This window comes from Roseovarius atlanticus, from assembly GCF_001441615.1.
Classification (GTDB): domain Bacteria; phylum Pseudomonadota; class Alphaproteobacteria; order Rhodobacterales; family Rhodobacteraceae; genus Roseovarius; species Roseovarius atlanticus.
Genome location: NZ_LAXJ01000010.1, coordinates 97,165 through 116,063, shown reverse-complemented (window position 1 = coordinate 116,063; position 18,899 = coordinate 97,165). Strand labels below are relative to the sequence as shown.

17 protein-coding genes, 1 tRNA gene and 1 riboswitch are annotated in these 18,899 nt (G+C 65.2%); of the genes, 14 read left to right on the top strand and 4 right to left on the bottom strand.

The features are described from left to right. Positions 1–23 precede the first annotated feature (23 nt). Positions 24–521 carry a Hint domain-containing protein gene (locus XM53_RS11950; protein ID WP_057793583.1) on the bottom strand — a complete coding sequence of 166 codons (498 nt, stop codon included), beginning with the start codon at positions 519–521 and terminating at the stop codon, positions 24–26. A gap of 163 nt (positions 522–684) precedes the next feature. On the opposite strand from XM53_RS11950, the gene XM53_RS11945 reads away from it, so the two are divergent. After that, positions 685–769: transfer RNA gene (locus XM53_RS11945), tRNA-Leu, on the top strand. A 100-nt stretch (positions 770–869) separates the two neighbouring features. Here XM53_RS11945 and guaD read toward each other — a convergent pair. Further along, the gene (gene guaD, locus XM53_RS11940) at positions 870–2,156 is read right to left on the bottom strand and encodes a guanine deaminase (protein ID WP_057793581.1); all 1,287 of its coding nucleotides are present in this window, start codon (positions 2,154–2,156) and stop codon (positions 870–872) included. 130 nt (positions 2,157–2,286) lie between these two features. Here guaD and mgtE point away from each other — a divergent pair, with 130 nt between their 5' ends. From mgtE to XM53_RS11905, 7 genes are all read left to right on the top strand, one after another. Then, on the top strand, positions 2,287–3,735 hold the full coding sequence (mgtE, locus tag XM53_RS11935; protein ID WP_082630960.1) for a magnesium transporter: 1,449 nt from the start codon (positions 2,287–2,289) through the stop codon (positions 3,733–3,735). Then, on the top strand, positions 3,732–4,289 hold the full coding sequence (locus XM53_RS11930; RefSeq protein WP_057793580.1) for a 5-formyltetrahydrofolate cyclo-ligase: 558 nt from the start codon (positions 3,732–3,734) through the stop codon (positions 4,287–4,289). The genes mgtE and XM53_RS11930 overlap by 4 nt, the downstream gene beginning before the upstream one ends. A 327-nt stretch (positions 4,290–4,616) precedes the next feature. Then, the gene (locus tag XM53_RS11925) at positions 4,617–5,090 is read left to right on the top strand and encodes an OsmC family protein (protein ID WP_057793578.1); all 474 of its coding nucleotides are present in this window, start codon (positions 4,617–4,619) and stop codon (positions 5,088–5,090) included. Between the two features lie 93 nt (positions 5,091–5,183). Next, positions 5,184–5,996 (top strand): TIGR00282 family metallophosphoesterase, encoded by an 813-nt coding sequence (locus XM53_RS11920; RefSeq protein ID WP_057793576.1) that lies wholly within the window; start codon positions 5,184–5,186, stop codon positions 5,994–5,996. After that, positions 5,993–6,949 (top strand): DMT family transporter, encoded by a 957-nt coding sequence (locus tag XM53_RS11915; RefSeq protein WP_057793574.1) that lies wholly within the window; start codon positions 5,993–5,995, stop codon positions 6,947–6,949. The genes XM53_RS11920 and XM53_RS11915 overlap by 4 nt, the downstream gene beginning before the upstream one ends. Further along, the gene (locus tag XM53_RS11910; RefSeq protein ID WP_057793572.1) at positions 6,949–8,727 is read left to right on the top strand and encodes an SLC13 family permease; all 1,779 of its coding nucleotides are present in this window, start codon (positions 6,949–6,951) and stop codon (positions 8,725–8,727) included. The genes XM53_RS11915 and XM53_RS11910 overlap by 1 nt, the downstream gene beginning before the upstream one ends. 206 nt (positions 8,728–8,933) lie before the next feature. Further along, complete coding sequence (locus tag XM53_RS11905; protein WP_057793569.1) at positions 8,934–9,794, top strand: DUF2189 domain-containing protein; 861 nt, start codon at positions 8,934–8,936, stop codon at positions 9,792–9,794. Between the two features lie 224 nt (positions 9,795–10,018). Here the strand turns inward: XM53_RS11905 and XM53_RS11900 are convergent, their stop codons facing one another. Then, positions 10,019–10,306 (bottom strand): hypothetical protein, encoded by a 288-nt coding sequence (locus XM53_RS11900; protein ID WP_057793567.1) that lies wholly within the window; start codon positions 10,304–10,306, stop codon positions 10,019–10,021. A 239-nt stretch (positions 10,307–10,545) separates the two neighbouring features. Here XM53_RS11900 and XM53_RS11895 point away from each other — a divergent pair, with 239 nt between their 5' ends. Continuing rightward, positions 10,546–11,031: a lytic transglycosylase domain-containing protein gene (locus tag XM53_RS11895; protein WP_236544480.1), complete on the top strand. Its 486-nt coding sequence runs from the start codon at positions 10,546–10,548 to the stop codon at positions 11,029–11,031. 10 nt (positions 11,032–11,041) lie between these two features. Here XM53_RS11895 and XM53_RS11890 read toward each other — a convergent pair whose 3' ends face one another. Then, entirely contained in the window at positions 11,042–12,814 is a 1,773-nt protein-coding gene (locus XM53_RS11890) for an SLC13 family permease (protein WP_057793565.1), read from the bottom strand. Positions 12,815–12,972: 158 nt separating this feature from the next. On the opposite strand from XM53_RS11890, the gene XM53_RS11885 reads away from it, so the two are divergent. The 5 genes from XM53_RS11885 (at position 12,973) to XM53_RS11865 (ending at position 18,889) form a co-directional block, all read left to right on the top strand. Then, positions 12,973–13,722 (top strand): YebC/PmpR family DNA-binding transcriptional regulator, encoded by a 750-nt coding sequence (locus XM53_RS11885; protein WP_057793563.1) that lies wholly within the window; start codon positions 12,973–12,975, stop codon positions 13,720–13,722. A gap of 145 nt (positions 13,723–13,867) precedes the next feature. Then, positions 13,868–14,149 (top strand): GNAT family N-acetyltransferase, encoded by a 282-nt coding sequence (locus XM53_RS11880; RefSeq protein WP_082630958.1) that lies wholly within the window; start codon positions 13,868–13,870, stop codon positions 14,147–14,149. A gap of 63 nt (positions 14,150–14,212) precedes the next feature. Beyond that, a riboswitch (cobalamin riboswitch) is annotated at positions 14,213–14,401 on the top strand. 103 nt (positions 14,402–14,504) lie between these two features. Then, positions 14,505–14,777 (top strand): hypothetical protein, encoded by a 273-nt coding sequence (locus XM53_RS11875; protein WP_236544479.1) that lies wholly within the window; start codon positions 14,505–14,507, stop codon positions 14,775–14,777. 519 nt (positions 14,778–15,296) lie between these two features. Next, positions 15,297–16,361, top strand: a complete 1,065-nt coding sequence (locus XM53_RS11870; RefSeq protein ID WP_057793561.1) for an Mrp/NBP35 family ATP-binding protein — start codon at positions 15,297–15,299, stop codon at positions 16,359–16,361. Positions 16,362–16,594: 233 nt separating this feature from the next. Then, a complete protein-coding gene (locus XM53_RS11865; RefSeq protein WP_057793559.1) occupies positions 16,595–18,889 on the top strand; it encodes a glycosyl hydrolase family 28-related protein in 2,295 nt (764 codons plus the stop codon). Positions 18,890–18,899 lie beyond the last annotated feature (10 nt).

Genomic DNA, 18,899 nt, shown 5'->3' with positions numbered 1-18,899 from the left:
GTCCAAGGCCCGGGACGCCCAAGTTACGCGGCTTTCGACAGCGTGGCGATATCGGCGGTGCTGGCCACTTCGAGCCCGTCGACATAAATCACGTGCGGCGTGTCGAACTCGAGCGTGTAAAGCGTCATCTCGGCCTCGCCCTCGTCGGTGATGAATTCGCCATCGACCAGTTGCGACACCCACGCCATGGCCCGTTTCGCGCCGAACATCGCCTCGGCCCGCCAGTCGCGGATCAGCAGGTATTGCCCTGCCGGCAACAGCACGTCGCGCACCGGGCGGGTGTGGCCCAGTGAGCCGGCCTGGACCCGGATCGCACGGGTGCGCAAGCTGGCCGAGGATATTCCCCGCAGGATGGCCATGCCGGTGTCGCGCGTGATCACGCGGTCGCCGGAACGAAGATCTTCGACCGGTTTCTCGCCGTCCAATGTCATGATGATTGCACCGGCGGCAAAGCCGCTGGCCTGCACTTTGGCCCCGGACGGGTTGATCCCGCCTGCGCCCCCGACCGTTTTCGGTTCCATGGGCTATCTCGCTCTGTTTTCTGCCTCAGATTTTTACCCAGCTTACGTTAACATTTCGCAAATGTCGCGCTTTTTGTTCAATGCCGGAGTACATTTAGTGCAGGTGTTGCGGGCGAAATTTCACTCGCATCCCGCGACACGCTTTGCTAAGACGCGCCGCAGTGCGGGTGTGGCGGAATTGGTAGACGCACCAGATTTAGGTTCTGGCGCCGCAAGGCGTGGGGGTTCAAGTCCCTTCACCCGCACCACACTCCATTATGCAACGACGCTGCTGCCGAATTGAGGGTGGGTTGTCGCGGGCCGTGGGCCGTTGTGGCTGGCGTCGGGGTGGTGGGCTGGAACCCCACCCTACCGTTGCGGCTCTCCCGTCACCCAGACCTGCGCGATGGCGCGGTCGTCGCCCATCATGATCGTTGGAAAAAGGGCCGACCACAGATCGGCCGCCGTGGCGGCGCGTTGGGCGATGGCGGGTGTCGAGGCGAGGTCAATGGCGACGAGGTCGGCCTCGGTTCCGGGGGCGATGGTGCCGATGCTGTCGGACATGTGGAGCGCATCGGCCGATCCCGCGGTGGCGCACCACCAGAGTTGCGCGGGGTGCAGGGGCGTGCCGGAAAGCTGGCCGATCTCGTAGGCGGCGGCCATGGTGCGGAGCATGGAAAAGGACGAGCCACCGCCTGTGTCGGTGGCGAGGCCGATGCGGTGGCCGTCATGGATGCGGGCGGCCATGTCGAAGAGCCCCGAGCCGATGAAGGTGTTGGAGGTGGGGCAGTGGACGAGCGCCGCGCCGACCTCGGCCAGCCGGGCGCGTTCGCGGGGGGTGAGGTGGATGGCATGGCCATAGAGGCCGCGAGGGCCGAGGAGGCCGTGGGACTCGTAGGTGTCGAGATAGTCGCGCGCCGTCGGGAAGAGGGTTTTGACCCAGGCGATTTCCTCGACCTGCTCGGAAAGATGCGTTTGCATCAGGCAGGTGGGGTGTTCGGCCCAGAGCGCGCCTAGGGCGGAGAGTTGATCGGGCGTCGAGGTGGGCGAGAAGCGCGGGGTGATGGCATAGGTCAGCCGCCCGGTGCCGTGCCAGCGGGCGATGAGGGCGGCGCTGTCGTCATAGGCCGATTGCGCGGTGTCCAGCAGGCCGGCGGGGGCGTTGCGGTCCATGCAGGTCTTGCCGGCGACGGCGCGGAGGTTGCGGCTCTGCGCGGCCTCGAAGAAGGCGTCGGTGCTGTGGGCGTGGGAAGTGCAGAACGTCGCGACCGTGGTGGTGCCGTTGGCCAGCGTCAGGTCGAGGTAGCGATGGGCGATCTCGTGCGCGTAGGCGGGATCGGAAAGGCGCATTTCCTCGGGGAAGGTGTAGGTTTCCAGCCAGTCGCGCAGGCGCTTGCCCCAGCTGGCGATGATGCCGGTCTGGGGGTAATGCGCGTGGGCGTCGATGAAGCCGGGCGAGATGAGATGGTCGTCGTAGCGCTCGATCCGGGCATCCGGGGCGGCGGTGCGCAGGTCCGCGAGGGGGCCGGTGCGCGAGATGTGGCCGTTCTCGATCAGGACGGCCTCGTCGAGGCGGGCGGAGCCGGCGGGGTCGCCCTGGAACGGCGAGCGCGTGAAGCAGAGGACCTGTCCGGTCAAGATGCGCGGGGGGGTCATGCGGGGTGGTGTCCTTGGGGCCGGTCGGGCGCAGGATAGGAGGGCCGCGGGCAGGCGTAAATCCCGCATATTGCGTTGTGATTTCCCGCGGCATTGTCCTACATGGTGCCGCAGAACCGGGGAGCGCGCGATGACCGAGGAAGAGCAGAAGACCGATGTGACCGAAGAGCGCAAGCCGGAGACCGAGCCGGGGCAGGTGCCTGAGCCCGAGCGCGAACCCGAGCGCGAGGACAGCGCCTATGTTCTGGACCAGAAAACCGTGGGCCGGATCATGTATGCCGTGGATATCGGCGACCAGGCGATGCTGTGGCAGGAGCTGGAGCCGTTCCACCCCGCCGACATCGCCGACCTTCTGGAGCAGATCAATTCCTTCGACCGACGCCGGCTGATCGAGCTTTACGGGCACGAATTCGACGGCGACGTGCTGACGGAACTGGACGAGACGATCCGCGAGGAGGTGATCTCGATCCTGGCGCCGGAGGTTCTGACCAACGCGGTGCGCGACCTGGAATCGGACGACGTGGTCGACCTGGTCGAGGACATGGAGGAAAGCCGGGCGGCCGAAATCCTGGGTGTGCTGGAAGACAGCGACCGGACGCTGGTGCAGCAGTCTTTGAGCTACCCCGAGTATTCCGCCGGGCGCTTGATGCAGCGCGAGGTAGTGATGGCGCCCGAGCACTGGAACGTGGGCGAGGCGATCGATTACCTGCGCAACCAGGATGATCTGCCGGACCAGTTCTATCATATCGTGCTGGTGGATCCGCGGCTTAAACCCGTGGGCAACGTGACGCTGGGCAAGCTGATGGCCTCAAGGCGCGAGGTGATGCTGAGTTCGATCGTGGAGGAGACGTTTCACGTCATTCCGGCCGAGCAGTACGAGGGCGATGTGGCCTATGCGTTCAACCAGTATCACCTGATTTCCGCGCCGGTGGTGGACGAGGACGAGCGGCTGGTCGGCGTGATCACCATCGACGATGCCATGGCGGTGCTGGACGAGGAGCACGAGGAAGACATCCTGCGCCTGGCCGGGGTGAGCGAGGAAGGGTCCTTGAGCGACCGGGTGATCAGCACGACCAAGCGGCGGTTTCCGTGGCTGGCGGTGAACCTGGTGACGGCGATCCTGGCCTCTTTGGTGATTGCGCAGTTCGAGGCGGCGATCGCGCAGATCGTGGCGCTGGCGGTCTTGATGCCGATCGTGGCGTCGATGGGGGGCAATGCAGGCACGCAAAGTCTGACCGTGGCCGTGCGCGCGATTGCGACCAAGGACCTTACGGGATCGAACGTGTGGCGGTTTATCCGGCGCGAGGTGCTGGTGGGGCTGGTCAACGGGATCATATTCGCCGTGGTGATGGGGATCGTGGGCGTGTTGTGGTTTGGCGGGCCGGAACTGGGCTATGTCATCGGGGCGGCGATGGTGATCAACCTGGTGATGGCGGGCCTGGCCGGCACGGTGATTCCGGTGGTGCTGGACCGGGTGGGTGTTGACCCGGCGCTGGCCTCGGGGGCGTTCGTGACCACGGTGACGGACGTGGTGGGCTTTTTCGCCTTCCTGGGGCTTGCTGCGGTGGTGCTGCTGTGAACGATCTGGCGGAGGTGAAAGCGGCGGCGCGCAAGGCGGCCTTCGCGCGGCGCAAGGCGGCGTTCGACGCGGCAGAGGGCGCGGGGGCGGGCCTCTTGTCCGGCGTGCTGGCCGGGTATCGCGGCGTGCCGCTGGCGGGGTACATGCCCATCCGTACGGAGATTGACCCGCTGCCGGCGATGGCCGAGGCGGCGGCACATGGCCCGGTGGGCGTGCCGGTGATCGAAGGCGAGGGGATGCCGCTGAAGTTCTCGCGCTGGGAACCGGACGGGGCCCTGCGCGACGGGCCGTTCGGTGCGCGGGTGCCGGAGGTGGATGATTTCTTTGAGCCGGAGATCCTGATCGTGCCCTTGGTGGCGTTCGACCGGAATGGCGGGCGGCTGGGCTATGGTGGAGGCTTCTATGACCGGACGTTGGAGCTGTTGAGGGGAAAACGGGCGACGCTGGCCATTGGCTTTGCGTTCGCGGCGCAGGAGGCCGAGGGGCTGCCGCTGGAGCCCACGGACCAGCCGCTGGACATAGTGGTGACGGAGAAAGAGGTGATCGGGTTTTGACGGGGTCCGCCGGCCTGCAGTGTTGAGCCGCGGGATTGCCAGACCGCGGGATGGCGACCCGAGGGGTGTTCAGGGCACTTTGTGGCTGCCGTGTCCGCATGGCTTCTGATCGGAGTGCTTGCGTCAGCCAATCGCCAGCCCGTCGCACCGCAGGTGCGCCGTTCATAGTCGGCACGCCTTCGGCGTGACGGGCGGTCCTCCTTTCGGCGATTGCTAGCAATCGCCTTTCGGTCAGCGGGCGATCGCGCGGCGGCCTGCGGCCTTGATTCCGCGCGTGCTGCGTAGACGGTAGTGAATCAATTCGACCCTATCTTTGGAGAAGTGAACATGGACACCCACGACTACACCGCCAGGGTGGTCTGGACCGGCAACCGGGGCGAGGGCACCCGGAGCTACAAGAGGTATGACCGGACGTGGAATATCGAGACGCCGGGCAAGCCGGTGGTGGCGTGCTCGAACGATCCGGTGCTGGGCGGAGATCCGAACCTGCACAATCCCGAGGACTTGTTGCTGACGACGGTAAGCGCGTGCCACATGCTGTGGTACCTGCATTTCGCCAGTGATGCGGGCATCGCGGTGCACGGCTATGTTGACGACCCGCTGGGCGAGGCGGAGGTGGAGCGGTCCGGCAAGGGGCGGTTCACGCGGGCCGTGCTGCGCCCGGTGATCACGGTGCCCGAGGGAACGGACCTGGAGACGGCGGACGCGATCCACGGGCGCATTCACGAGGTTTGCTTCATAGCGCGGTCGGTGGCGTTTCCGATTGTGTACGAGGCGCGCTACGAGGTGGCGGCGGGCTGAAAGGGGGCGGGGAGGTCCCGGGTCAGGCCCGGGACGGCCGGGCAGCATCGGTGGCTCTTGCCCTTTGGAGGCGGTGTCTCTACCAGTTTCGGCATGAGGATTTTGTATCTTGGAGACGTGATGGGCCGCGCCGGACGGCAGGCCGTCGCGGAGCGTTTGCCGGGCCTGCGCCAGGCGTGGAAGCTGGATTTCGTCGTGGTCAACGGCGAGAACGCCACGGGCGGGATGGGCCTGAGCGGGGCACATGCCAAGGCGCTGCTTGACGCCGGAGCGGATTGCCTGACGCTGGGGGATCACGCCTTCGACCAGAAGGACATGCTGCAATTCATCGAGGGCGAGCCGCGGATCGTGCGGCCTCTGAACTTTGCCAAGGGTGCGCCGGGGCGCGGGGCGGCGGTCTTTTCCGATGCCCGGGGCCGCAAGGTGATGGTGGCGCAGGTTCTGGGGCAGGTGTTCATGAAACGCGCCTTCGACGACCCGTTCAGCGCCGTGGACACGGTGATGCGCACCCATGTGCCGGGCGGCGCGGTGCAGGCCAGCCTGATCGACATCCATTGCGAGGCCACCAGCGAGAAGATGGGGATGGGGCATTACTGCGACGGGCGCGCGAGCATTGTCGTGGGCAGCCATACCCATGTGCCCACCGCCGATGCGCAGATCCTGCCGGGGGGCACGGCGTTTCAGTCGGATGCGGGCATGTGCGGCGATTACCTGAGCGTGATCGGGATGGAGAAGACCGAACCGATGCGGCGCTTCGTGACCGGCATGGGCAAGGAGCGGTTCACGCCGGCGCTGGGTGAGGTCACGCTGTGCGGGCTGTACGTGGAAACGGATGACGCCACCGGAAAAGCCACGCATGTGCAGATGGTCCGCGAAGGCGGGCGGCTGTCGCCGGGTGGCCCATGAAGTCCGATCTTTGGCTTTATGCCATTCTGATCGCGATGGGGTTGGGGTGGGGTTTGACGATTCCGCTGGCCAAGATTGCCGTCAGCACCGGGCACCAGCCGGTCGGCCTGATTTTCTGGCAGCTGGTGGTGGTGGTTATCTGCCTTGGTGCGGTGACGCTGGTGCGGGGGCGCAGGATCATTTTCGGGCGGGCCTACCTGCGGCTCTTCGTGATGGTCGCGCTGTGCGGCGCGGTTCTGCCCGACGTGTTCTTTTATCTTGCCGCCGCGAAACTGCCGGGCGGCGTGATGTCGATCGTGGTTTCCAGCGTGGCGATGTTTTCGTTGCCGATCGCGGTAGCGCTGGGCAATGAACGCTTCGAGTGGCAGCGCCTGGTCGGGGTGGTGATCGGCCTTATGGGCATCGTGATGCTGGTGGGGCCGGAGGCGAGCCTGCCCGGCGCGGCCTCGGCAGGGTTCGTCCTGCTGGCGCTTTGCGCGCCGGCGCTCTATGCGACCGAGGGCAACCTGGTGGCCTTGTGGGGCACGCAGGGCCTGGACCCGATGCAGGTGATCCTGGGCGCGTCGCTTGTCGGGCTGGTGATTTGCCTGCCCGCGGCTTTGCTGAGCGGGCAATGGATCAATCCGATGAACGGGATCGGGGTGCCGGAGCTGGCGCTGGCGGCAGGCGCGGCGCTGCACGCGCTGGTCTATGCGACCTATGTCTGGATGGTTGGACGGGCCGGGTCGGTCTTTACCGCGCAGACGTCCTACATGGTGACGGCGGCGGGCGTGCTGTGGTCGATGGCGCTGTTACGGGAAAGCTATGCGATCTGGGTCTGGCTGGCGCTGGGTACGATGATGCTGGGCATGTTCCTGGTGCAGCCCCGGGCGGCGCGGGTTCTTGTGCCGGGGCGCGTGATAGATGAGAATGCCGAGGCTGGCATGACATCGGACCGGGACAGGCAGAGCTGATGCAATTCTTGGAACTTTCGCAGGGCGCCCAGCCGCTGGTCGCCCTGGGCGTGGTCGCGGTGATGTTCGTGCTGTTCATCCGCGAAACCTATCCAACGGAAGTGGTGGCGCTGAGTGGGGCCGCTGTGTTGCTGGCGCTCGGCGTGCTGCCTTACGATGCGGGGCTGGAGGTTCTGGCCAATCCCGCGCCCTGGACCATCGCGGGGATGTTCGTGGTGATGGGGGCGCTGGTGCGCACGGGTGCGCTGGACGCGTTCACCACCGTGGCGGACCGGCAGGCCAAGGTGAACCCGAAGCTGGCGATCGGGATGCTGATGGCCTTTGTCGTATTCGGCTCGGCCTTCATGAACAACACGCCGGTCGTGGTGGTGATGATCCCGATCTTCGTGCAACTGGCGCGGACGCTGGGGGTGACGGCCTCGAAGATGCTGATCCCGCTGAGTTATGCCGCGATCCTGGGCGGGACGCTGACGCTGATCGGGACCTCGACGAACCTTCTGGTCGACGGTGTGGCCCGGTCGCAGGGGATGGAGCCGTTTGGGATATTCGAGGTGACGCCGCTGGCGCTGTGCCTGGTGGCGTGGGGGGCGGTGTACCTTTACTTCATTGCGCCGCGCCTTTTGCCGGACCGCGAGAGCATGGCGGACATGCTGTCGGACCGCTCGAAGATGAAGTTCTTCACCGAGGCGGTGATCCCGCCCGACAGTAACCTGATCGGCCGCGAGGTGACTGGCGTGCAGCTGTTCAAACGCGAGGGCGTGCGGCTGGTGGACGTGGTGCGCGGCGATATCTCGCTCAGGCGGAACCTGCAGGGGGTGGAGTTGCAGGTGGGCGACCGGGTCGTGCTGCGCACGCAGATGACGGAACTGCTGAGTTTGCAAAGCAACAAGGAACTGAAGCGGGTCGACCAGGTGTCGGCGGTGGAGACGACCACGGTCGAGGTGCTGATCACGCCGGGGTGCAAGATGGTGGGGCGGTCGCTTGGCTCGCTACGCCTGCGGCGGCGGTTCGGGGTCTATCCGCTGGCAGTGCACCGGCGGAACCAGAATATCGGGCGGCAGCTGGATGACCTGATCGTGCGGGTGGGCGACACCCTGCTGTTGGAAGGCGCGCCCGAGGACATCAAGCGGCTAGCGGGCGAGATGGACCTGGTGGACGTCAGCCAACCCTCTGCCAAGGCGTTCAGGCGGGGGCACGCGCCGGTGGCGCTGGCGGCGCTGGCGGGGATCGTGATTCTGGCTGCGTTGGGCGTGGCGCCGATCCTGGCGCTGACGGTGATCGCGCTGGCGGTGGTGCTGCTGTCGCGCTGCATCGACGCGGACGAGGCCTTTTCCTTTGTCGACGGGCGGCTGCTGGCGCTGATCTTTTCGATGCTGGCCATCGGGGCGGCGCTGGAGGCATCGGGCGCGATCAGGCTGATCGTCGATTACGTGGCGCCGGCGCTGTCGGCTTTGCCGCCTTTCATGATCGTGTGGGCGATCTACCTGCTGACCTCGATCCTGACGGAGCTGGTGAGCAACAACGCGGTCGCGGTGGTCGTCACGCCCATCGCCATCGGGCTGGCGGATGCGATGGGGATCGACGCGCGGGCGCTGGTGGTGGCGGTGATGGTCGCGGCCTCGGCGAGTTTCGCTACACCGATCGGGTACCAGACCAACACGCTGGTCTACGGGCCCGGAGGCTACAAGTTCACGGATTTCCTGAAGGTGGGCGTGCCGCTGAACCTGAGCATCGGGGTGCTGGCCAGTGCGCTTATTCCGTTCATCTGGCCGCTTTAGGGCGGGCGTCGGGATGTCGAGTGTTTCGGGAACGGTGAAAGGTGAGTGGCGCCGTTCCTGACGGGTGGAATCCCCAAATCGTGATCACCTGCACGCCCCGGTTGTGGTATTGTTGTCGACAAGGCGGGTGTTCCGCCAAGTGACGAGACCCGCCCAAACCCAACCGGACCGGGGGCGCCCGGCCGACTGGAGGAAGGGAGTGTCCTATGGTCAAGACAATCGGAAACCCGCTGTCATGGTTCTTTCAGGGTGTGTCCGGCGCGAGCCGGTCGGTGGGCGATGCCACCGTCGCGCTGAGTGGCGAGGCAGGTGCCACACCGAAGGTCAGGTCGTTGTCACGCGGGGATCTGAGTGATGCGCTGCGTAAGGGATATGCCGATTTCAGCCGCTTTCGCAGCGACGTGATGTTCCTGGTGATGATCTATCCGGCGATCGGGCTGTGCCTGTCATTCTTTGCCTTTCACAGGGCGATGCTGCCGATGCTGTTCCCATTGGCGGCAGGTTTTCTGTTGCTGGGGCCGGTCGTGGCGATCGGGCTTTACGAAATGAGCCGACAGGCGGAGCGGCGCGGGGACGTGGGCTGGAGCGCCGCTTTGTCGGTGATCCGGGCCGAGAATATCGGGCCGGTGCTGGTGATGGCGGTGTATCTGCTGGGAGTGTTCCTGATCTGGATGCTGACCGCCATGAAGATTTACGACTGGACGCTCGGGCCGCAGCCGCCGCAGAGCCTGACGGGCTTCATGACGGACGTGCTGACGACCGGGCCGGGCTGGACGATGATCGTTGTCGGCATTGCGGTGGGCGCGGTCTTTGCGGTGACGGTACTGGCGGTCAGCCTGACGACCTTTCCGATGCTGATCGACCGCCGGGTCGGGCTGGCTGTCGCGGTGGCGACATCCTTGCGGGTGATGCAAAAGAACCCGGCCATCGTGGCCCGGTGGGGGGCCATCGTGGCCGTCCTGATGCTGATCGGGACGGTGCCGTTATTCCTGGGGCTGATTGTTGTGCTACCGGTGTTGGGCCATGCGACATGGCATCTTTATCGTGCGGCGGTAGGGTGGGTGTAGCGCGTCTTTGACCGATGCATGGCAAATCCGGCTACGGCCGAAGACGTAAAACCCCAGGCCGGTTGCATTTGAACGAGGGTGGGTGTGTCGCGGCGGCGCTGGGCCGGTGCGCGGATGAAGGCGATGCCGTTGCCGCAATCGGGATCAGCCGGGTACCGCTCTGAGCATCCGGGTGCTTGGCGTGGCGGGGAAACCCCGCCCGCCTATGCAATGCGGTCTGCCTGTCAGCTGCCGCCGCGCGCGCCTTGTGTCGTGGCCATGGCGACGCGGGTGATGGCGTGGATCTTTGTCAGACCGTCTTCGCCGGCGGTGGCATAGTCGAACTGAAGCCGGTCGCCCGGAGCGAGGTCGACGGGCAGGACCATGTCGCCGGGAATGTACCACACGGTCTTGTCTGAGAGGACGAGAACGCCGGTGTCGCGGTCGAAGGAGACCACGTTGCCTTGCGTCTGGTCGGCGAAGGCGGGAAGGGCCGCGAATGCGGCGAGGGCCGTTGCGATGAGAATACGCATATCTGTATGTCCAGGGGAGGAAAGCACTCTTGGCGCGACCCCGCGCCTTGTAGCCGCCGGGCGGAGCCTCGCGCCCGGATGCGGCGAAGATCGGATGAGACTGCCCCTGCGTCAAGATGCCAGGCGTTAAATTTTGTGGGGCGGACGGGATTTCGGGCGGATTTTCGCGCGTCGGAAATCTGCGCGCTTGCCTGAGGGCTGGGTATCGGGAAAAAGAAAAAAAACATGAGGGTTTTCTGATGCGGCGTTTGATGGCCTTGATGCTGATTTGCGTGGTGGCGGGATGCAGTGCGAAAGAGGCGCCGGAGCCGCCGGCGCAACAAGGCCCGCCGCTTTATCCCAACGAGACGCCGCAGATCCGGGCGCTGATCAATCAATATGCCGATGATTACGAGGTTCCGCGGTCGCTGGTGCACCGCGTCGTGCAGCGCGAGAGCGATTATCGCCCCGGCGCGCGGAACGGGCCCTATTGGGGCATGATGCAGATACTGCCCGCCACGGCGCGGGGCATGGGATTTCAGGGTCAGCCGAGTGATCTGCTGAATCCCGAGACCAACCTTAAATATGCGGTGAAATACCTGCGCGGCGCATGGCTGGTGTCCGAAGGCAGCGAGCCGGACGCCGTGATGTGGTATGCGCGTGGCTATTACTATGCCGCGCGGGACAAGTGTCTGTTGGTCGAAACCGGACTGCGCGAGCGCGAAATCGCCAAGCATTGCCGCTGAGGCGGTGGGGTCAGAGCGGCCAGGACACGAGAATCGCCGGGACCGACACCGCGACCACGATGATTTCCAAAGGCAGGCCCATGCGCCAGTAATCCCCGAAAGCATAACCGCCGGGGCCTAGGATCAGCGTATTATTCTTGTGGCCTATGGGCGTGAGGAATGCCGAAGAGGCGGCGACGGCGACCGCCATCAGGAAGGGGTCCGCCGACACGTTCAGGCTTTGCGCCATCTGGATGCCCACCGGGGCCGCGACGATGGTGGTGGCGGTGTTGTTGAGCACATCCGAAAGGGTCATGGTGACGACCATCAGCACGGTCAGGATCGCCCAGGCCGGCAGGCCTTCGGTCAGGCCCACAAGCGCGCTGGCGATGAGCGCGGTACCGCCGGCCTCTTCCAGCGCGGCGCCGAGAGGGATCATGGACCCCAGGAGCACCACCACGGGCCATTCGATATGGGTGTAAAGCTCGGTTGCGGGCACGATGCGGGTCAGCACGTAGACCATCACCACGAGGCCGAGGGCGATCGGCAGGTAGATGAGCCCGAAGCTGGCCGCGGCGACGGCGGCGGCGAAGACGCCGATGGCCACCCATGTCTTGCGGTCCTGGGTCACGGAAAGGCCGCGGTCGGCCAGCGGCAGGCAGCCCAGCCAGTCGGTCACATCTCCGCCGGTTTCGCGCGGCACCAACAACAGAAGGATGTCGCCCGGCTGAATCCTGGTCTTGCGCACCTGTTCGCGGATCTGGCGGCCGCGGCGGGAAATGCCCATCAGCACCGAGCGCTGACGCCAATTGAGGCCCACGGACTGGGCCGTGCGGCCCGCGATGCGGGCGTCGCGCGGGACCACGACCTCGATCATGTCGAGCCCGTCGCCGGCGGCGCGGACCTTGCCCTCGCGCTTGGAGTCGGAAAAGGCGAGGGACAATGCGGAGCGGAACTCATCCAGTGCGTCGGGCGTGGCCTCGATCACCAGCGCGTCGCCGGCCTGAAGGATGGTGTTGCGTGCCCGGCCATACTGGCGCTTGCCGTCGCGGACCAGGCCGAGCAGGGCGACGTCGTTGCTGTCGGCGTCCTGCTGCAACTCGGCGAGGCGCTTGCCGATATGGGCGCTGTCCTCGGGGATGGTCAGTTCGGCCAGGTAATCGGCCAGTTCGGCGGCGTGCAGGCCGGTGTCGTCCCGGGCAGGGATGAGCCGCCATCCGATGAGGGCAACGAAGACGAGCCCGGCAAAGGCGGTGACGGCGCCAACCGGGGCGAAGTCGAACATGGAATAGGAGGTGCCGAGCGTATCCTCGCGGATGCCGGCGATGATGATGTTGGGCGGCGTGCCGATCAGCGTCACCATACCGCCCAGGATGGTGGCGAAGGAAAGCGGCATCAGGCTGCTTCCCGGCGCGCGTTTCGCCTTGCGCGCGGTCTGGACATCGACGGGCATGAGCAGGGCGAGTGCTGCGACATTGTTCATAAAGCCCGAGAGCACGCCGCCGATGCCCCCCATGATGGCGATGTGAGCCCCGAGGCTGCGCGAGCTGTCCACGAGCGTGCGGGTGATCAGGAACACTGCGCCCGAGCGCACCAGCCCGGCGGAAACGACGAGCACGAGCGCCACGATAATGGTCGCGGGGTGGCCGAAGCCGGAAAAGGCCTGTTCGGTGGGCACCACCCCCAGCACCACGCCGACCAAAAGGGCACCAAAGGCCACAATATCGTAGCGGTAACGGCCCCACAGCAAGAGCGCGAACACGCCGCCGAAAAGCGCGAAGAGGATGGTCTGGTCCTGTGTCATGAGGATCGCCCATGTGATGGGCGGCGTCGTGCCGCGCCCCGTGACGCGCAGGGTATCGTCCCCAAGCGCGTGCGCAACAGGTGATTGGCGGGATTGCACAGGGGCCTGCGCCTGATTTATAGAGGCGTGAACTTTACGCATGTCATCGGAGGCACGCCATGGCCGGCCACTCTAAATGGGCCAATATCCAGCACCGCAAGGGCCGTCAGGATGCCCAGCGGGCGAAGCTTTTTTCGAAGCTGTCGAAAGAGATCACCATCGCCGCCAAGATGGGCGACCCGGACCCCGACAAGAACCCGCGCCTGCGGCTGGCGGTGAAACAGGCCAAGTCGCAGTCGATGCCCAACGACAATATCGACCGGGCGATCAAGAAGTCGGTGGCGGGCGAGGGCGAGGATTACGAGGAAATCCGCTACGAGGGCTATGGCCCGAACGGTGTGGCGGTGATCGTCGAGGCGATGACCGACAACCGCAACCGGACTGCCAGCAACGTGCGCTCGACCTTCACCAAGAACGGCGGGAACCTGGGCGAGACGGGGTCTGTCGGGTTCATGTTCGAGCGCAAGGGTCAGGTGACCTATCCCGTTGATGCGGGCGACGCGGACACGGTGATGATGGCCGCGATCGAGGCCGGGGCCGAAGACGTGGAATCGGGAGAGGACGGACACGTGATCTGGTGCGCGGATACCGACCTTAACGACGTCAGCGCCGCGCTGGAGGCGGAACTGGGCGAGAGTGAGGAGACCAAGCTGGCCTGGCGTCCGACGACAACCACCGAGCTGGATCTGGAGGGTATGCAGAAGCTGATGAAGCTGATCGACGCGCTGGAAGACGACGATGACGTGCAGAACGTCACGACGAATTTCGAGGCCAGCGACGATGTGATGGACCAACTGGCGGCGGAGTGATCCGGCCACATCACCGGCTTTGAGCGGCGTCCGTTGCGGGCGCCGCTTTGCGTTTGGCCGGCGTCTTGCAGGCACCATGATCCGAAGTGTCATGGACCTTTTTTCGGCGGTGCGGCATCCTGCGCTCATCCAGAGGAGAGACCACATGCAGATCGACCACGAAGACAGCGACAGCAAAGGGCGATACGTTACCCGCATCGACGACGGGCCGGAGGCCGAGCTGACCTATTCCAAGCTGGGGGCCAAGGCCATCATCATAGACCATACCGGCGTGCCGGATGCCTATCGTGGCAAGGGGGTGGGGCTGGCGCTGGTCACGCGCGCGGTAGAGGATGCCCGCGCGGCGGGACAGAAAATCACGCCGCTTTGCCCGTTTGCCGCCGCCCAGTTTCGCAGACATCCCGAATGGGCGGACGTTCTGGCCTGACGTGTGTCGTCGCACAGCGCTTCAACGTCGCAATCGCGGGTTGCGTCGAGGGCCGGAAGGCGGCACAGTGAGACTCCCGAAGGTGCCGCGCAGGTCGCGGAGAATTGGGAAGCCGGTGCAAGTCCGGCGCTGCCCCCGCAACGGTAAGGATGGGGGATACCGCAGATGGCCACTGGGGCGCGTTGCCCCGGGAAGGCGCGCGTATCCGCACCCCCGCCAAGCCCGGAAACCAGCCTTTGGGACAAACGTCGAACCGCGGGGGGCGGTGCGGGCGGTGGACCGGAAAAGCGGTTCTCGCGCGGCCTTCCTTCGCCCCAGTCCGGCCCGGGGTGTGGCCGGAGGAAGAGCAGCAAGAATGAGCCTGACACCGATCATGGATGGACTGGAGCGCAGCGGCGCCACGGGAGACGAAGCCGAGGCCGTGGCCCGTCTGGGGTTTCTTGAATGGGTATTTGCCCATCCCGGCACGGTGACGGCCCGGGTGGTGCGTGAGGCGCTGGACGAGCCGGCAGTGCAGAATGCCGATAGTGCCGCGGCGAAGGCCTTTGTCGGCGTTCTGGAAGAGGCACGGCACGCGGTTCGGATGACCCGTGGGCGGCGTGGGCGCGCGGCGAGATTGGTGCACTGAGCGCCGTCTGACGGCGCGGCGAGCGGTTGCGTTCGGCGCGGCTCAGGACCAGGATGACCCATTTGCCTGTCGTAGTGAAGCCGCTGTTTGAGAAAGAAAAAACGGCGACGCCAGGGAGGAGGAGAGGCGCCGCCGTTCTTTACGTCGGGTCCCAGGGAGGAGGAAGGGACCGTTCGTTAGTGTTGGGTTCGAAAGGAACCCAGGTCATGCCGGGACCGCACAAGGGAGGAGAGGCGGTATCCCGAACAGGTACCAAACGGGAGGAGAGGCACCTGATTGTTTTCGCGAGCGTCCGGCGCGGTGGCCGTTTCGTTCGCTGTTGAGTTAAAGATAGCGATATGCTGCGCATGCACAATGAATTTTGCTGCAACGCAGCTATGCGATTGACGCATAGAAGAACTGAGCATGTTTTACGTTTAATTTCACCAGTTTGCTGGTTTTTTATGCGGTGTTGAAACAGGGGTTGTACCTGTCTTCAGAAATGCCACTTTCGACGCCGCAGATGCATGGAGACCGGGCATGACGGAAATACTCGACAATGTGCGCCGAGAGCTGGACCGGCTGGAATTGCCGGACGGCGGAACGGTGATTTCGCGCGACATGGTGCGCGCGATGCGACTCGAAGGCGGCGAGGTGCGATTCGTGTTGGAAGCGCCCAGCCCCGAGATGGCCCGGCATATGGAACCTTTGAGGGCCGCCGCCGAAAGGGCGGCGCTGTCGGTCGAGGGGGTGACTTCGGCGCAGGTGGCCTTGACCGCGCAGGCGCCTGAGGCTCCGGCGCCCACGCTGAAGGTCGGGCGGCATCCCGAGGGGGGCAGCGCCTCGATCCGGCCGAGCGGGGTCAGATCGATTCTCGCGGTGGCATCGGGCAAAGGCGGGGTCGGCAAGTCGACCGTGGCGTCGAACCTGGCGGTGGCGCTGGCCCGGGAAGGGCGGCGCGTGGGCTTGCTGGACGGGGACATCCACGGGCCCAGCCTGCCGCGGATGATGGGCGTGACCGAGCGGGCGCAGAGCCCGGACGGCAAGATCCTGACCCCGCTGGAGGCGCATGGCGTCAAGATGATGTCCATCGGGCTGATGATCGAGGAGGACCGCGCCGTGGTGTGGCGGGGGCCGATGCTGATGGGCGCGCTCCAGCAGATGCTGAGCCAGGTGGACTGGGGCGAGCTGGACGTTCTGCTGGTCGATCTGCCGCCGGGGACAGGGGACGTGCAGCTGACCCTGTGCCAGCGGGCGGCGCCCACTGGCGCAGTGGTGGTTTCGACGCCGCAGGACGTGGCGCTGCTGGACGCGCGCAAGGCGATCGACATGTTCAACACGCTGAAGACGCCGGTGCTGGGGCTGATCGAGAACATGTCGATGTTCCACTGTCCGCAATGCGGGTACGAGGCCGCGATTTTCGGCCATGGCGGCGTGGCGCAGGAGGCCGAACGGCTGGGACTGCCGCTGTTGGGGGCGTTGCCGATCGACCTGGACACGCGGCTGGGCGGGGATGAAGGCCGGCCCGTGGCGCTGGGGGACGGGCCAGTGTCGGAGGCCTATGCGCGGCTGGCGGACCGGCTGGTGCAGGGTGGGATGGCGTAGGCGCCATTCGGCCAAAGAGGATGCCGGGGGATGGTGGGTTTTCACCCACCCTACGCGGAATTCACACTGCCATTGGCGCAGGCCGACAAGCTTAGGCACCGTCACGGTGGCCTGAGAGCCCGTTAACCCCTCGTTGATATTTCCCGAAGCCCGGGTGCGCACCGTTTCGCGCCCATGGCTGGCAATCACGTGACGGCAGGGGACCGAGGCCCCTGGCGCGGAAAGGGAAATTCATGAACAAGGCAATTACCGATGGCATCGTCTTCATGCCGCCGGCCTTCGCGAACGGGCTGGACGTCTGGTCGAGGGAGGATGGCACGCCGGGCTCGGACACCTACGACAACGCGGCCAATGCCGCCTTGGTCCCCGCAGACCAGGATTTCGGCGGGGCGCTGGAGATGCAGAAGACGCAAGCCATACAACGGCTGCGCTACATGGGCGAGACGCCGATCCTGCCGGGGTGTTACTTGCAGATCACCGCGCGGGTGAAGGCGTTGGCGGGCAACCTGCCCACGGTGCGGGTGGCGGCCTGGGCCGGCGGGCCGGGCGGAAGCCACGTGACCGGTTTGACCGAAACAGGCCCCGGCGTGACGTTGACGAATTACGGCGAGGTGGTCGTGGTCACGGCTATCGTCGGCAGCGGCAACCGCGGCGGGGTCGACATGGTCTGGGGGACCCAACCGCTCTACGGTCATTTCGGTATCGACCTGACCGGGCCGAATGGCGGGGTGCTGCGGATCGACGACATTCGGATCGAGGATGTGACCAACGTTTTCCTGCGCGATCTTGTGGGACTGGTAGACGTGCGTGACTACGGCGCGCTTGGCGATGGCAGCACCAACGACCTGCCGGCCTTCGAGGCGGCGGACGCCGCGGCCAACGGGCGCACGGTGCTGGTGCCGGCGGGCACCTACTATCTTGCCGACAGCCTGACCATGCAAAGCAAGGTCAGCTTTGAAGGCGAGGTGACCATGCCCGTCGACAAGATCTTCGAACTGGTCAATGATTTCGACTTTTCCAAGTATGTCGACGCGTTCGGTGGTGACACCGAGATGGCGTTCAAGAAAGCCTACCAGGCGCTGCTGAACAACCCGGGCCATGTCGAACTGGACATGAAAGGGCGCAAGGTGGCCCTGCGCGAACCCGTGGACATGCAGGCCGCCGTGCCCAACCGGACGGTCTACAAGACGCGGCACGTGATCAAGAACGCGCAGTTCTCGGTCTTTCCGGGGCCGAACTGGGACACCGATACTGTCACCTCTCAAGCCACCTATAGCGCCAACGACAACAAGCGCCTGACCAACGTGGCGAATGTGGCCAACATCCAGATCGGATCGTTGGTCACCGGCAACGGGGTGGGGCGCGAGGTTTACGTGCGCGACAAGAACGTGGGCGCGCAGACCGTGACGCTGAGCCAGCCGCTTTATGATGCCGAAGGCACCCAGAACTATACGTTCAGGCGGTTCAAGTATATGTGGGATTTCAGTGGCTTCGCCCAGATCTCGAAATTCGCCGTGTCGAATATCGAGTTCCAGTGCGGCGGCGATTGCAGTGCCGTTCTGCTGCCGCCCGCCGGATCGGCCATCCATTTCCGCGACTGCTTTTTTACCCAGCCGCGCGACCGGGGCATCACCAGCCACGGTGAGGGCGACCAGGGCATGATGATCGACCGCTGCCAGTTCTTGTCGCGGGAAAGTCCAATCCTGGTGCCGAACCGGACGACGATCGGGGTCAATTGCAACGGCAACGACATCAAGATCCGCAACTGCCGCTGCAACTTCTTCCGGCATTTCGCGATCCTTGCGGGCTCGTCGAGCGTGATCATGGGCAACCATTGCTTTCAGGGAGACGGCGCTGATCCAGGGCCGCGCAGCGCGATCTTCGTGATGGCGCGGACCAACAACCGGGGTACGTTCACCGGCAATTATATCTGCGACGGGTCTATCGAATGGACCAACGAGTATGACGAAGCGCCCGATTTCTCGAGCGAATTCTCGTTCAGCGCGCTGTCGATCACCAGCAACGTGTTTCTGAGCCAGAGCACCGCGCCCTCGTTCAACTTCCTGTCGGTGAAGCCCTATGGACCGGGACATTTCATCAACGGGCTGACGGTGACGGGTAACACGGTGCGGTTGATCGACGGGCCGATCGACCGGTTCGAGGGCATCGACACCAGCTTTGCGACCCTAAATTTCGAGCGGTTCCGCAACATCCGCTTCGAGGACAACGCGTATTTCAACGTCAACATCCAGGTGGAGAATCCGCTGGTGCTGCAACACACCGAGGCGAGCGCTCAGAAGACGTGGGTGGTGTCGCCGCATCCCAAGCTGCCCTTCGAGGCCTGGGCGCAGACTGTCGAAGCGATCGTGCCCGAAGGTCCGATCCGCGAAGCCAATGGCGACGCGTATTTCGGCATACCCTACTATGACGGCAAGGAAGGACCGAACAAGGACCAGGTCAACCTGCGCTGGGAAAAGGCGGTCAGCGGGACGGTCACCATGCGGGTCCGGATCGACGATCTGATCTGACGCACGAAAG